The sequence below is a fragment of the [Limnothrix rosea] IAM M-220 genome (assembly GCF_001904615.1).
GTDB lineage: Bacteria > Cyanobacteriota > Cyanobacteriia > Cyanobacteriales > MRBY01 > MRBY01.
The window spans coordinates 1-14,998 of record NZ_MRBY01000038.1; the positions used below are offsets into that span (position 1 = coordinate 1).

12 protein-coding genes are annotated in these 14,998 nt (G+C 45.5%); 7 read left to right on the plus strand and 5 right to left on the minus strand.

The annotated features are described in order from the left end of the window. The first annotated feature begins 137 nt into the window (after positions 1–137). Positions 138–551 carry a hypothetical protein gene (locus NIES208_RS13640; RefSeq protein WP_225875314.1) on the plus strand — a complete coding sequence of 138 codons (414 nt, stop codon included), beginning with the start codon at positions 138–140 and terminating at the stop codon, positions 549–551. An 834-nt stretch (positions 552–1,385) separates the two neighbouring features. Here NIES208_RS13640 and NIES208_RS13645 read toward each other — a convergent pair. After that, a complete protein-coding gene (locus tag NIES208_RS13645) occupies positions 1,386–2,987 on the minus strand; it encodes a protein kinase domain-containing protein (RefSeq protein WP_075893540.1) in 1,602 nt (533 codons plus the stop codon). A 66-nt stretch (positions 2,988–3,053) separates the two neighbouring features. Continuing rightward, positions 3,054–4,721, minus strand: coding sequence for an ATP-binding protein (locus NIES208_RS13650; RefSeq protein WP_139325069.1), 1,668 nt, complete (start codon positions 4,719–4,721; stop codon positions 3,054–3,056). Positions 4,722–5,093: 372 nt separating this feature from the next. Here NIES208_RS13650 and NIES208_RS13655 point away from each other — a divergent pair, with 372 nt between their 5' ends. The 4 genes from NIES208_RS13655 to rsmD all read left to right on the plus strand — a co-directional run bounded on the left by NIES208_RS13655 (position 5,094) and on the right by rsmD (position 8,808). Continuing rightward, positions 5,094–6,005, plus strand: a complete 912-nt coding sequence (locus NIES208_RS13655) for an FTR1 family iron permease (RefSeq protein ID WP_075893542.1) — start codon at positions 5,094–5,096, stop codon at positions 6,003–6,005. A 126-nt stretch (positions 6,006–6,131) separates the two neighbouring features. Beyond that, a complete protein-coding gene (locus NIES208_RS13660; protein WP_075893543.1) occupies positions 6,132–6,362 on the plus strand; it encodes a hypothetical protein in 231 nt (76 codons plus the stop codon). 358 nt (positions 6,363–6,720) lie between these two features. Further along, complete coding sequence (locus NIES208_RS13665) at positions 6,721–8,256, plus strand: AAA family ATPase (protein ID WP_075893544.1); 1,536 nt, start codon at positions 6,721–6,723, stop codon at positions 8,254–8,256. 9 nt (positions 8,257–8,265) lie between these two features. Continuing rightward, on the plus strand, positions 8,266–8,808 hold the full coding sequence (gene rsmD / locus NIES208_RS13670) for a 16S rRNA (guanine(966)-N(2))-methyltransferase RsmD (protein ID WP_075893545.1): 543 nt from the start codon (positions 8,266–8,268) through the stop codon (positions 8,806–8,808). Here rsmD and NIES208_RS13675 read toward each other — a convergent pair. Next, on the minus strand, positions 8,798–9,448 hold the full coding sequence (locus NIES208_RS13675; protein WP_075893546.1) for a Uma2 family endonuclease: 651 nt from the start codon (positions 9,446–9,448) through the stop codon (positions 8,798–8,800). The genes rsmD and NIES208_RS13675 overlap by 11 nt on opposite strands. Positions 9,449–9,566: 118 nt before the next feature. Here NIES208_RS13675 and NIES208_RS13680 point away from each other — a divergent pair, with 118 nt between their 5' ends. Next, complete coding sequence (locus NIES208_RS13680; protein WP_075893547.1) at positions 9,567–10,313, plus strand: leucyl/phenylalanyl-tRNA--protein transferase; 747 nt, start codon at positions 9,567–9,569, stop codon at positions 10,311–10,313. A gap of 31 nt (positions 10,314–10,344) precedes the next feature. Here NIES208_RS13680 and NIES208_RS13685 read toward each other — a convergent pair whose 3' ends face one another. Continuing rightward, complete coding sequence (locus tag NIES208_RS13685; protein WP_075893548.1) at positions 10,345–11,466, minus strand: succinylglutamate desuccinylase/aspartoacylase family protein; 1,122 nt, start codon at positions 11,464–11,466, stop codon at positions 10,345–10,347. 136 nt (positions 11,467–11,602) lie between these two features. Between NIES208_RS13685 and NIES208_RS13690 the strand changes: the two genes are divergently transcribed. Next, complete coding sequence (locus NIES208_RS13690) at positions 11,603–12,073, plus strand: hypothetical protein (protein WP_075893549.1); 471 nt, start codon at positions 11,603–11,605, stop codon at positions 12,071–12,073. Between the two features lie 3 nt (positions 12,074–12,076). On the opposite strand, the gene NIES208_RS13695 is transcribed toward NIES208_RS13690, so the two are convergent. Next, the gene (locus NIES208_RS13695) at positions 12,077–14,917 is read right to left on the minus strand and encodes an NACHT domain-containing protein (protein WP_075893550.1); all 2,841 of its coding nucleotides are present in this window, start codon (positions 14,915–14,917) and stop codon (positions 12,077–12,079) included. Positions 14,918–14,998 lie beyond the last annotated feature (81 nt).

Genomic DNA, 14,998 nt, shown 5'->3' on the forward strand with positions numbered 1-14,998 from the left:
CTGGGTTAGTAATGGAACCATCGTTTCAACGACATTGCTTTTACTACTTCAGCATACTCATTCCCGGAGAGCCAAAAATTAGTCGCTTTGGGATTAAATTCGAAAGTTAAAATAGGGCTATAGACCACTAACTTCACATGGGAACATCACTGGATATGGACCTGGGCGATCGCCAAAACCAAGAATTACACAAACCGCCTAGTCCCCTCGCGACAAAGTTAATGCGAGCGATCATTATTAGCCGTTGGTCAATGGTTGTAGGCCTTTGGCTCACCTGTGGAACCTATGCCGCATGGGCTTTACGAGCAGAATTTGTATTGTGGCGCGATCATTTAACCTGGGCAAGTTTACGCTACGGTTTAGCTTACAATCCCCTCGCAGCTTTGGCGTTAGTGCTATGTGTTGCCTATACCTGCGCCGTCAGTGTATGGCATAGTCAAAAACTCTTACAAGGTTGGTCGGCACGCGAGCTATATCGCCTCGAAAAACAAGCCACCAAAATTTCCCAGAATCCTCGCCATTGGCTATGGCAAGTGCTCAAAAAAATTTAGTTCGGTTTAGCTTGAGCTATCGAAAAAAAGCGTAGTGCCAAGCATTGAGGCCATTGTCATTACCATAACCTGAGTTCGGTTTAAGGAAGGTTCAGCATGACGATGCAGCGAAGGGGAGAGTGAGTGAGGGGGGATTTTTTATGCCCACAAACAACCATAGGTATCAAAACATGTAAATTTCGATTAATTCTCCATTTCTCCCTCTCTCTGTATCTCCCGTTTCTTGGAGACATTCAGGCTAGTACTTAACCCGAACTGACTTTGCCATAATGTTCTTTGCTGACTGTCTAGTCGGTGTGTTCTTGGTAACGTAATAAAGCTTTGGTTGTTTTATCGCCTATTGATTGACTGTTTTGAACCTCAGGGGATGACAAGGAGATGTGAGGACTCGGAGACTCGGAGACACAGGGAATATTGATATTATTCTCACAGCATTTTTGTCCAAACTTATGAGCTGAGGAGATCTCCCCACCACCTTCGCTGCTGTCCACTGTGCCACCATGACACACTCTTTTAACCCGAACTCAGGTTACTTTAAAGCTCATAGCGCCTCTTCGGTTCGTCAGCTACATCACAAAATTCACAAAAAACTCAGTTTTTTCAGAAAAATCTGCATAAGATACGGCCAATCACACGATGAATCAGTAGAAGCATTCAATGGTCGCAAATTATGAATCTTAAGCATGATCTATTTTGGTTTTTAGCGGTTCTCCTATTTTTCTCATCAGCTCTCATTGCCCAACGACAGCAAATTACAGGTTCTTACTTCGCTAATGGTTGTTCCTCTCCCCTTGATGCCAAAGGGCACATGAGCTCGTTATTTTAGTTTCACTTTCAACTTAGACAATCAATCGCAGATTTTGTTTTTACTGTGGTTGATTGTTGTCCATTGAATAATGTTTGCAAGCAGACTCCCGTAGGGTGATCGTTAATGAGTTCCAGTGAATCCAATAGGTGTTTTTGAGCTTCATCGACTTGACCTGTCTGGTGATAAAGAGCTGCTAGATTGCGTAAAGCCGCGGCTTTTGTTTTAGTGTGGCTACTGCAGTTTAATCCTTGAGTTAAATAGGTTGCGCCCTCTGTGAGCTTGCCTTGCTGCAAAAATAGATGACCTAAGTCTGTGGCAGCTAAACAGGACACATCATTTTGAGGATTGCCAAGGACGATCGCCGTTTGATACTTTTCGATGGCCGCCTCATCATGGGCGAGGGCTTCTAATGACCGAGCCATACCGTGGGTTGCAAGGGCATTATAATCTTCGTTATTTTTGCGTTTCAGCAGCGAAAAAAATCGTAAAGCTCTTTCATAATCTTTGGCACGATAGGCTTCTGCGGCGGTATCCCTAAGTTTAGAGGGCGATCGCCACATCATATGCGCCCGAAAACCGAGGGGAATCATTAGAGCAAATCCACAGGCGATCGCCATATTTTTTTTTAGATGACGTTGATGGAGACTCAACCAAGCTCGTACCGGGTGGGCATCAATGATCTTTAATAGACGACTCATTTCATCCCGGAGAGCCGCGGCACTTTTCAGGCGTTGATGGGGTTGCGGTTGCGTTAAGCGCAAAAGTAATTGCCGTAACGCTTTCTGGGGAACCAGTTCTTGCCAGTTTAGGGTGTCATAATCTTCAGCAGCGGGGTGAATACCCGTCATCAAGTGCATGATGGTACGACCAGCGGCAAACAAATCGGATTTAAAGGTATATTTTCCGGCACATTGTTCTGGGGCGGCATAACCAGCGGACACGATCCTCGTCATGGCGCGATCGCCGGCAACCTTCTCGACGTAGGTGGGTGTACTGCGCCGTGCTGTGCCAAAATCGATTAAAACCAGTTCACCGTAAGGAAATCCAGCTTTTTCCCGCACGACAAGGTTCGCGGGTTTAATATCGCGATGAATAATATTATGGCGATGGATGGTGAAGAGAAGCTGCGCCAACTGACGCAACCAGTCGATCGCCTGAGCTGTCGAAATGAGGCCTTGTTGAATAACATGATCTAGGGATTGCCCCGCGATTTTTTCCATGAGGAGGCAATGCAAATCACGGTGACGGGGCTGGCCATGGGCACTAGACAGCGGAACCTGAAAATAAGGCTGCGCCTGAACACGCGGTACAGCATAACCCCGCAACTGTTGTAATAGTTCGCCTTCCTGTTGGAACAGTCGCGCGGCGATCGCCCCAGTATTCGGCCGTAAAATCTTAATTAGCTGCGGATAATCTGACCCAGAAAACCCTAAACTTTCAACAGCAAAAATTTCACTATTTGTTCCTTCCTCCATAAAGCCATAGAGCGGTTCGCGCAGCAAGAGATTATGGGGCTGCACAACCAAAGGTGTCCCACATGCCCGACAGTCTTTTTGCTGAAAACCAAAATAATTTTGTCGATCAGAACAATTGGGGTTAATACAGTAACAAGGCGTGCCACTGGTCATCGGAGGCTCCTCCACATCACGAGGAAATCAAGGTGAGACAGGATTTTTTTAATTATGACAACTACATTATTGTTGTTCTATCAAGCATTCGGCGGCTTCGTAAAGCGCCATGACATTAGATGCACCGTGAAATTGACACAACTCAGGATTTTTCTGTGTTGCTAATTTTAATTGCTCTAGGTGAGCCCGCAGGCGATCGCAACTGCCACTTTCTTTGCGTAAACCTTTCAGAATCGCGAGCACCACTGGGGCGATGGATTCACGGTTTAAAACCATAGCCTGATGCATCACTAATCGATAGTCCCCTAATAATTTCAATTGCGTCGGGTCATAACCAGCGGCGATCGCCGCCCCCAGTTCCCCACAACACCCCTGCACAAACTCCTGCATTAAATACCGATGGATCGAAGGCTGCAACATTAAAACAGGCAACTCAGCACTCGCACTTTTATCCAATAAAAACCGTCGCTCCAGAGAACGGGTCACATCCCAAACCTCCGTCGAGAATGTCACCTCATTCACAAAAGAGTCCTGTAGCTGCGGCAGAGTGATCGGCTTCCCCCAAAGCATTAGCCAGTTCAAGATTTGCCGTTCCAAATCCGTCACAGGGTCAGTCAACTGACGCAAAATATCCCGTAGAGTGTCCCCACCAATAATCGTATTTTGCTGATTGAAAGCTTGAATAGAACCGCCATGCCATTCCCGAATATCGTTACAGAGCAATCTTAATTTCAGAGGATTTCCCTTATAGGTACGCACAAAATCCAGCCATAGCGCCGGGTCCTGTAACCCATATTCCCGCAAAATCTTTTTAGCAGCCTCATGGTTTAGCTCTGGAACACGCACACTCGCCACCAGATCTTCTTCTGCACTGAGACATTCCATGGACGGAGCAATCTCATGGGTAAGCACCAAAACTTGACCAGCTAAGGGATAACGCGCCAACTGCCCTAACAGTTCTTGATATTTTGCATATTGCGATTGGTAAGTGCCCGATAGCTCCCCCTCGGCAAATAATAGCTCCCACTGATCAAAGACCAACACCACAGGGTGCTCTTGTAGGTACTGGCAAAGGGAGGCGATCGCCCCATCTACCGTTATGGGAAACGGCCAGAAACTGCGAATAAATTCGATACTGTCTGCAAAGGATTGCTGTTCGCCCAAATTACACCAAACCACAGGCAAGGACACAAGCTCAGTCAAAAGATGGCTCACCAACGATGTTTTACCAACGCCCCCCGCCCCATAGACGAACGTTAGACTATGGTAATTTTCTTTGAGAAGATGCTTTAAAGTCGCTAGGGTAGAATCGTGATTGTAAATTGGGTTAGTGACAGCAGGCAAGGGAAGACTACTGGCATATAGCCTTGGAGCTTCGGGTGTATCGCCAATCTTTTGTTTCTCACTATCGTCATCATCTAAGCTCACCAAGATTTCTACGGCCGCGACCTCCGAGCGCTCACTGGGCGTAAGCTGGGCATACCGCTCCTTTAAGACCAACTGTAGGCGACGAATCCCCACCCGCTGCCCGCAACAGTCACCGAGAGTTTTCCATAGGTTCGGCGCAACAACACGACCAATATAGTTCGGGGAAAAACCCAGTATCTCCATCTCATTGAGCCTTTTCCCTTGTAATGCTTCCACCAAAATGGTCTGGTCTAATACCCTTAGGGGCGGCTTTCCAGCCTGCTGACAGAGCCAAACACAAAGCTTAAGGTAAAGACTATTGGTCATGACAAAAATTCAAATATAGATGGGTGAGCGACATGGATTTGTGGCAATGGCAAAAGATACGAATCAACACTAAGCGCCCTAATAAGCAGTTTATCGAGATTCCCTGATGGGTTCTAGCCTTCAGATGAAAGTTATGAACTATATGAGTTTTAGGGGTGAGTATAGGGCGTGATTCAACGCAATTTAGCAATAGGTAAAATAGATAAATGCCTTTTTTGCTTGGGGTCCGAATCACCGGAAAAGGCCATGGCGGCGATCGCCACAGTGCCCATTACATATATCGTCATCATGGGCAGAACTTATGCAGATCGGGCTGCGTTCTTTGGCAAAATCTTTTAGGATCAAACCCTGTGATCTTGCCGGTGAAAATTGATGGATATTAGTGCAGCCTTACCAACTTTTTTTATTACGTTGCGGGAAGGATTTGAAGCGGCTTTAGTAGTGGGCATTGTTTTAGCTTGCCTCTACAAAGCAGAAGAATCCCAGCTCAAAACTTGGGTTTATGGCGGTGTGGCGGCGGGAGTGGCAGCCAGTGTTTTAGTGGGTTGGGGTTTGTGGGGGATTTTGTCTGGGGTCTCGGCGGGTGATAGTCCCTATACACCTGTGTTTAAGCAGATCCTCGAAGGGAGCTTTGGCATTGTGGCGATCGCCATGTTGAGCTGGATGTTAATTTGGATGACCCGCCAAGCAAAATCCCTCAAATCCGAAGTAGAGGGCGCAATTCAAGCGGCACTTGCGGAAACCGAAACCGCTGGCTGGGCAGTCTTTTGGCTCATTTTTATCGCAGTGCTACGGGAGGGCTTCGAAACCGTTGTATTTATCGTGGCGCAATTCCAATCGGGTTGGCTCATGCCCAGTCTTGGTGCAGTCGGTGGTTTATCAGTAGCGATGTTCATGGGAGTCGCCTTATTTGCCCTCGGCATCCGCATTAATATCCGCGCCTTTTTTCAAATTATGGGCGTGTTTCTGCTGCTCATTATTGCCGGATTAGTGGTGGGAGTCCTAAAGCATGTGGATGTGGGTTTAGCGGCTTTTGCCCAGATTCAACCGCAGTACCAAGCCCTCTGTATTTCCCCTGCGCCATCCTGTGTCTTAGGGATGCAAGTGTGGGATTGGTCAGAGCTTCTACCCGATAAACAATTTCCCGGTATCGTCCTCAAAACCCTGTTTGGCTACCGTCAAACCCTTTATCTCGCCCAGGCGATCGCCTATCTTTTATTTCTCGTTTCAGTCGGCGCTGTTTATCTCAATAGCCTTGGTTTATTTACCAAACAAAAATCTTAGAGTGAACAATTCAAAAAATTTTGAATTTAATTAAATCATAGTTACAACATAATCTGCCGCAAAAAGTCCATTGTAATATCAAGGACAGTACGGCTTTTCACTTCGTTCATATCGAGCAAAACAACTATGGTCAAGTTTAATAAGCTAGAAAAAAAAGGCATTGACAAAGGAGTACGCCGGGCTTTACTGAACCAAATTCGCCACGGACTAGATATCAAATTTCCCAAAGATGCAACAATATTGTTTACCGAAATTCAACGGGTTGCCAGTCTCCACGCCTTACAAACTGTTGAAGCCAGCATCTATAACGCCAAAACCCCAGCAGCACTACGTTCGATCTATCAAAACTATCTCTAATGGAACCGGAGTTCGGTTTAAGCATGGTCTGGAATGACGACGCGGCGAAAGGGAGGGCGAGGGATGGGGCGATTTTTCATTCAAACAATTCTAGATTCTAGGTGTCAGAAAACACAGACCTTCGTAGGTTCTCCGTGTCTCCCCTTCTCCGTGTCTCCCCCTATCCCAATGTCCCCGTGTCTTCAAGGCATTCAGATCATTCCTTAACCCGAACTGAGGTTAATGGATATTTCTAATTTGAATTTTCTCGCTTAAATTTCCTAACTTGAATTTCCTAATTTGAATTTGCTAATTTAAATTTTCCGATGCAAATCTTTTGATATCCAAAAACATTTATTTAGGGTAAAGCCCCGCTGCGATGAGTCTGCTCAAGAATATCCATGGTCTGAAAACATTTATCAGTTCGTTCCACCCGATTATCGTCATCGAAACGGTCGAAGAAGAACGCGTTTTAGACTTGATCAAAGCAGTGACGGAAGAGCTACAAATGCCTCTGTTTGAATGGACAACCAATCTTGGTTTAGCTGCAACGCCCGGCACAAAATATGCCCCCCGCACCAATGAATATGCCCGCCCATCGGTTAACCAAGCTGTCCCCTTTGACAATACAGTGGAAGCCCTCGATGCCCTGAAATATATTCGGGGCATGGAACGGGCTGGGATTTTTTGGCTGAAGGATTTTGCCACTTATCTCGACGATCCGAAGGTATTACGGGAGCTGCGAGATCTCGCAAATGCCTATGGTCTAATGAATTCGGCCTTTGTGCTGACTGGAGAGTCGGTCACCCTCCCGAAAAGTATTGCCCACGATGCGGTGTATTTTGAGTTGGGTTTGCCGGATGAGGACGAACTTTATCAAACTTTGTCGGAGGTGATGCGCGAGCTGAAACATCGGTATCGCCTCAAAATTAATTTACGGGGGGAAGATCTGAATGATTTTGTCCATGCTCTCTCTGGGATGACCCTCAAGCAGGCTCGGCAGGCGATCGCCTACGCAGCGTTAATTGACGGGGAGCTCAACCGCGAAGACATCCTCAAAGTAATTCACCGCAAGGCACAGATCCTCAAAGAAGAATCATTATTGGAACTCTATGCCGCTGAGGAAAATAAAGCGATACTCGGTGGCTTTGGGGGGTTAAAACGGTGGCTCAGTCAGGCAAAAGCTGGCTTTAGTGCGGCGGCACGGGAAGTAAATTTACCCTCACCGAAGGGCATTTTAATCGTAGGAGTACAGGGTTGTGGCAAATCCCTCGCAGCAAAAACCATCGCCCAACAGTGGCATTTACCGTTACTGAAGCTGGATGCAGGGCGACTTTACAACAAATATGTAGGGGAGTCGGAAAAGAATTTTCGACAGGCGATCAAACTGGCAGAATCCATGGCTCCAACGGTGTTGTGGATTGATGAAATCGAAAAAAGTTTTGGCGGCGGCAGTGATGGCGATGGTGGCTTAAGTTTGCGGTTATTTGGGTCATTTTTAACGTGGCTTCAGGAAAAATCCCAAGAGGTTTTTGTGGTGGCCACGGCGAATGATCTGTTGCAGTTACCGCCGGAATTGTTGCGTAAGGGGCGTTTTGACGAGATCTTTTTTGTGGATTTACCGAATGCTCAGGAGCGGGCTGCCATTTTTACTATTCACCTAAAACGTCATCGCCAAGATATCAAAAGTTTTAATCTAAAAGCGCTCGTTACGGCTGCTCAGGGTTTTAGTGGTGCAGAGATTGAGCAGGTCATTATTGCGGGACTTTATCAATCGCTTTACGAACAAAAAGTGCTGGCGACAGGCAGTCTCATTCAGCAAATCAAAAATACGGTTCCCCTCTCGGTGTCACGGAAAGAAGATGTGGAAAAATTGCGGGCGATCGCCTCGGAGCGATTTGTGTCGGCGCGGTAAAATTCCACCATGCGTATTTACGGAAATCGACAAATAAAAACCCTTGCAGGGGAGCAAACCCGTCCCACTTTAGCGAAGGTGCGGGAGGCTATTTTTAATATTTGGCAGGGTCAAGTGCAGGGCTGTGTGTGGCTGGATCTTTGTGCGGGTTCTGGGTCGATGGGGGCAGAAGCTTTATGTCGTGGGGCAATGAAAGCAGTTGGCATTGAGAAAAATCCCCGTGGCTGCCGCATTATTAATGAAAATTGGCAGAAAGTGACCAAGGAACATCAGTCTTTTCAAGTGCTCAAAGGCGATGTCTTGAAACGTATGGAAGCTCTGGGGGGCGATCGCTTTGATCTGATTTATTTTGATCCGCCCTACGCCGCAAAATTTTACGATGCTGTTCTCGAAAAAGTTATTGCTCTAGATTTACTCAATCCCGACGGAGAAATGGCTGTGGAGTATGACCCCAAGCTCTGGCAACCCATTGAGTTAGAAGGTCTCAAAAAAATCAAAGATAAACATTATGGCAAGTCGGCGATCGCCTTCTACTGTCGTACTAATCTTTGATTTTCTCTTTCAAAAACGCTTGAAAGTTTTGCATCGCCGCCGTTTCATCTTCCATTGCCTCAGCGAGAAAATTATATAAATCTTCTTTTTGAATAATTGGAAATAGTGGACTTATTTCACGCTCTTGGTACTCACCATTTTGGAGAGTGAATATGCGTAAGGTTGCGCCGTCATAACGCCAAAATTCCGGCACACCCATTGTTGCGTAAAGCTTATTTTTGTTGACATCCGTATTGGTGATATCTACCTCTACAATTAGATCTGGTGGTGAATCTCTATCAAAATCAACATTGCGCCCAGTAACTTTAGGCTGATTTTGAATGTAATATGCACAGTCTGGTTCCGCACCTTTTTTTATATCCTGACGATTCATGGTCGTTGAACCCATCGTTTTCATTTTCAATCCCATCTCAAGGACAAGCAGTCGAATGAACAGTTCAATTAGACGTAGGGCAAATTCATGATCTTCTAAAGGCACGGTGATTTCTAGAGTTCCATCGCTAAATGAGAGACGAGAATGACGGTCTTGGGGAAGCGCATTAAAAATTTGGAGATAGTCATCCCAACTGAGGCCATGAAACGCGACCCGTTTCTCTCCCACTGGCTTTGGGATATCTACTTTGACTGGTGTTGCGACCATTGTGTTTTATCTCAACGACAAACGCTACATTCATTCTACTGAAGTAAATTAAGAGGAAGGGCGATCGCCTTTTACCAGTTATCAAAAGGTTCAAAATAGAGGATTGAGACAGTCGCTAATGAAATGGATTGATGGTTGGTATCCAGTAATTCTCGACCGAGGACTTTTACCTCACGTGCCGCAATTAGTCGAACATCGCAATGGTGAATTTTGTGTTGCGTTAGATCTAGAACCGAGCTTTGTTGCAGAGGCTTGTCAGCATGGCTATATGCCCATGGGAGAAATAGCCCAAGGCAGACCAATTTTATTAATTAAATCCCATCAAAAGCGGTGTATTTTAGATTTTGAGAATTTACATATTTCTCGCAAACTTAAGCGTTATGCCCGCACGCTAACTTTTTACGTTAATCGAGATTTTTCTGAGTGTCTACGACGGATAAAAATTCACTACCATCCTGATACTTGGCTAATTAAACCGTTATGCGATGCTCTCATAGCTCTGCATCAAAATCCAATGTCTGGAGTCTCATTTCACTCTATTGAAATTTACGATGGCGATAATGTTGTTGCGGGAGAAATTGGTTATACAACAGGTGCTATTTACTCAAGTTTGGCGGGGTTTCATACTCAAAATGGTTCCGGTTCTGTGCAGCTTGCACTCTTAGGAAAAATCTTAGATGAAAGTGGTTTTGCCTTTTGGGATCTGGGGATGCCGATACCTTATAAAGAATCTTTAGGGGCAAATATTATTAACCGGGATATGTTTCTAAAACGCTGGAAAATCAATGGCGATCGCCCTACCCCTGAGTGGTCAGCTTTAATATTAGATACTGCTGAAATTCTTCAAAGGCTCAGATGCAACTAAGAGTCATAGGCGATCGCCTCTCCAACTCTCCTTAATTGATCGCTAAAACTGACATGACATATTCTCCTTGATTGGCGGATTCACTAATGGCATGATCCCAGACAATGCCGTCTATCATTGAGTTTATGGTGAGTACTTCTGGCATTTTTCCCTGACGATTAAAACTAAGAATTTCATAGAGTTTTTCGCCTGTTTTAACCGGACTGCCAAGGGGGAGGCGATCGCCGACCATGCCGCCGACGGTAGCGCGGTAGCGGGTGATATTTTTGCTAGATAAACATTTCGTTTGGCTGGGCTGGGGTGTTTCAGTAGAGAGGATGCCCCGGTGAGCGAGATAATTTTTAATTCCGGCTAAGCCTCGCGCGATAGATTCCGGGCACATTTTCATGCCACTACCGAGTTCTAAAGTGAAGCCATCTATGGGTAAACGCAGCTCTCGCCCGGCTTTGGTAAAGGCTTTTTCTAGCTCAATCCACGGCCAAAGAAATGCTTCATCAAAGGCATAGTCGCCGCCTTGTTCGAGCAGAATAGCGTAGTCAAATCCCAACCATCCGGCCTCGGTTTCACGGTTCGGGAAATAGTAAGTAAAGTCGAGACCGTCATTGCTAGAGCTGTGGATATCAATGAGATAGTCGGCATCGAGACAGAGGCTTTGCAATTTGCTGCGAAAGAGTTCTGGTACAGATACACCGCAGGGACGTTCTTGTTTTGCTAATTCCTGTTTAAACGCGGCTAAAATTTGCCCACGGTAGGCTTGGGCGATCGCCCCTTCACTACTCTCAAAATGCTGTTGGACAAAGTGGGTTAACGCTGCTTTTGTTGGCTCATATTCCCAAAAAATCCGATTCCAATCTTCGCCGCTGTAGGCATGAAACCCGCCCGTGGCATAGAAATGACCCCGTTGGTTGGTGGCGAGGGGATTACAGGTGGGTACAATCCAGATTTCTCCGGCGATCGCCTCCTGTGGCACATCACTCAAATATTCGATTAACCGATGCACGACGGCATTACCAACAATTTCACAGCCGTGGAGATTCGCCTGAATATAGACTTTTTTACCCGAATTTTGCCCCCGAAATTTATACACTTGAATGGCAAGGCGATCGCCCGATGCAAGTTGAAACAGATCGATAGGTTCAATAATGGGAGTCATGGAGTGTCAGCGTTTCGGATAAATACAACGAAAAATCACCCATCAAGCTTATAACAAGGCAACCGTTTTACGGTTCAAAATAGCTATGATCACAACCTAATGCCAATGTATCAATGCAAATTTACGCCGCTGCCCTATGACTGCTGATTCTCCCTTTACCGCTGCCGAACGTATCGCCTCCCTAAAAGCTGCCGTTATTGGCGGAATATCTGCGGGATTTATCAGCTTCATGATCTTGATTTTGCGCCGCGTTTTTGTGTTTGGGTTTGAGGGTTTGTCGTTAACCTTGACCTCAAGCATGGCCACTTTAACGCTGTGCGTAAATACTGTAATTGTCGGGTTTTCTGGTGCATTATTCGCCTTGGTCTACCGCTATGCCATTCGCCAAGACAAAAATCCTCAACTTAATGCTGGCGTTGTCTTTGCGTTTACTTTGGTGCGAGGTTTAGCCCTCGTGGATGCCGGGTCGGCGATCGCCCAGAATTTTGTACCCTTTTTCCTTGCCTGTGGTGAAAGTTTGATCATTTTTGGCTTGACGGCATTGCTCCTGAGCTTCCTGTTGCAACGGCAGTGGCTCACCTATTTCGGACAGAGCATTAATCCTTAGACACTAATTTTTCAGATGCCAGAGGTGTAAAAACTTGTCGTAATCTAGCTCCTTCGACCATTCCCACAGCAGTTTGTAGCAGGCTCTTTGGCCGGGGGCAGGGGTTTTAGGATTGAGGTAAATGTCGCGTATTGGGGGCAAGATTTCCGGTAATTGACTTGTTGCCACCAAGTTATCTAGGGTTTCAACGATGAGCTTTAAAGTGGCTTTACGCCGGGCGATCGCCAAACCTTCGATCAGACTCGGAATAATGATGGGGTGAGGTGGGTCATAATTTGAAAGTTTTACAATTAGAGAAATACGTTTATGGAGGGGCAAATCCGCCTCTAATTTTCTTAGGATTGTTTCAGTTGCAAATTGTAATTCTTTAGGGGATTTTTGTTTGATTTTGCGGGATTTTGCCCTAGGGGATTTCGCTTTAGTAATTGTTGGTTTTACATGGGTTTCAACCGCCGTATTTTGGGGCGCAATTAGGGCTAAAGTATCGAGAATATTACCGCGTTGGTGTGTATCAGTAGCTTTTTCGAGGAGCCTTTCAAGGGTTTGCACGGCAAGGGGATGATTGGGCTGCAATCTTCCCAATCGTAACGCCGCTTTACGCAGAATACTAATGTTTGATTCTGTTTTGAGCAGGTGCGTCAATGTTTGCAAAACCGTTTCATTATTCGGCTCGATTAATCCCAAACTCCGACAGAGATTTAGTTTTACCGATACATCAATATCTTTTTGCAATAATTTCTCTAGGGTGGCGATCGCCTTTTTATTAGCAGGATCGTGATTTTTGCCGAGGCTATGGGCAGCAAGCCATTGATCAAAGGGATTTTCGGTTTGGTCTAAAAAAGTTTCGAGGGCAGGAACCGTCAGTTGGCGATCGCTGCGGGATAGGGCAATACCTGCTTGCTCGACGATGGGAGTGGGTAATATGGGGGCATTTTGCGGAGTTTCAAAACGCCATTGTACTAATGTTTGAATAACAGCTTTTGCCCTAGAAAAATCAGAAAATTCGGCTAATCCTTTACCCACCAAACAAATCGCTTTAAGGTCATAAAATCCGCCACAGGCATCTTGCCAAGTCCATAATATTTCTAAAAAATCTTCTTTTTCTGCCGTTGCAATATCCTCTCGCCCTAACCACAACAAAATGATTTCTTGCCAGCTATAGTCAAAAATTGGACGGTATATTTTTCCGTTAATATCGAGCTGAATAAAATCCTGCCATTGGGCGATCGCCGTTGCAGCAAAATACTCTTGAAAGGTTTGGTGATAGAACCCGTAAATTTTTTCCCCCGTTGTTTCAGAGTGACCCACCACATCAAGCCAACCTAACTGCAATGCAAGAGTCAACAAATCAGGATTAATTCGATCAAAGCATTGTTCAATTTCCCGCTGCCGAAACCGAAACCGTTGGGGATAATCTTGCATCCCTTGTAACGCTAATTGGGCTAAGGCTTGATTGAGATTTTTTTGTTGAATACGAGTCGTCGGAAAAGCATCTTGTTTCCACTCATAAAAAGCCGTTACAAATTGCCGATATAAAATTGCCTTAGTTGTCGGTAATTTACCTTGGGTAAGCTGCCATATTCGACACAATAGCGTTAAATATAAAGGATGGGCAACCACCGAATGAATGCGATGATTGACTGCGCGATATAGTTCTTCTAAAAGGCGATCGCCCAGTGGTAGATTGTGTTGAAACCATTGCCGAACAAAGCATGAAATTTGGTTATTATCAGCCCCAAAACTTTGGCAACGATAACTTTCAAAATAGGCAAGGGCATTTTTTCCTGAGTGCCACACCGTATTACGACAGGTCAAAACAATATGGGCATTACCGAGCCAACCCTGACATTCCCGCTCTAAATTTGCCGCTGCCCGACTCGAAGTATCACCCATTTCATCGAGGGCATCTAATAATAACCAAACACGACCTTGTGCAATTAATCCCACAAATTCGTGGAGTATTTCTGGCTCGATAATAAACTGTTTTAAAACCTTTCTAAGCCAAGTGGTTGTTAAATAATCCTCTAGCGATCGCCCCTCTAGATCCGCTAAAGAAATCCACACAGGCAAGCAAATTTCAGTGTCGCTGAGATGCAATGCCAATTGCTGTAAAAAAGTCGTTTTTCCTGTTCCCGGCTCACCAATAATTGCGAATCTTTGGGGTTCCGTAGACCCTCGGTAATTCTCAACAAATGATTGTGGTGTATAGCTAATAAATTCAATTTCTTCTTCAGCATTACTATCAGAAAAACTATTTTTCACCACACCTAAAGGCACATACAAATCCCCCAGATCAAACTCCATGCCATCACCCGCAGTCAGGGGATTACTGGTAAGACGAGTATTCAGTCCATCTCGACAAATTCTGTACCAATTGCGGCGATCGCCCTTTTTTTCTACACCAGAGATTAACGTTTTTTCGGGAGCCACACCACCAGAACGCCGACTTTCCCAAACCCGCTCAAAACACCCTAAATTGTACTCACGATCCCAGCGATCGCCCCAAAAGGTTAGCGTAAAATGCCAATTTTCCGAGCCGCGCGTAATGGTGCGATTGTCCTCAAGAATTTCGAGAAAATTAGTGAAATGCTTGAGCGCCGTTTTAATTTGCGGCAAAGTTAACGGTATGTCCGGTGTAGCCAATCGCGATAACGTTTGCAGATAGCGTAATTTCGTTCGTACGACTAATCGCTCGGAAGATTGCCATTGCGTTTCGATTTGGCTCCGCAGCCGATCAATTTGCTCTTCATCCGCATCAAGGGAATCATTGGCAAAATCCAGCAGGGCAAATAATAACGACCGAGATCGCCCTTTGGGAATAGCTCCATAACTTTGCTTCGGCATACTCTCAAGTTTCCCACAAAGTTAGGGAGAATTCTAAAATTCAATAGCGTCATAAAATTATGAGCAGGCTAAAATATAGGG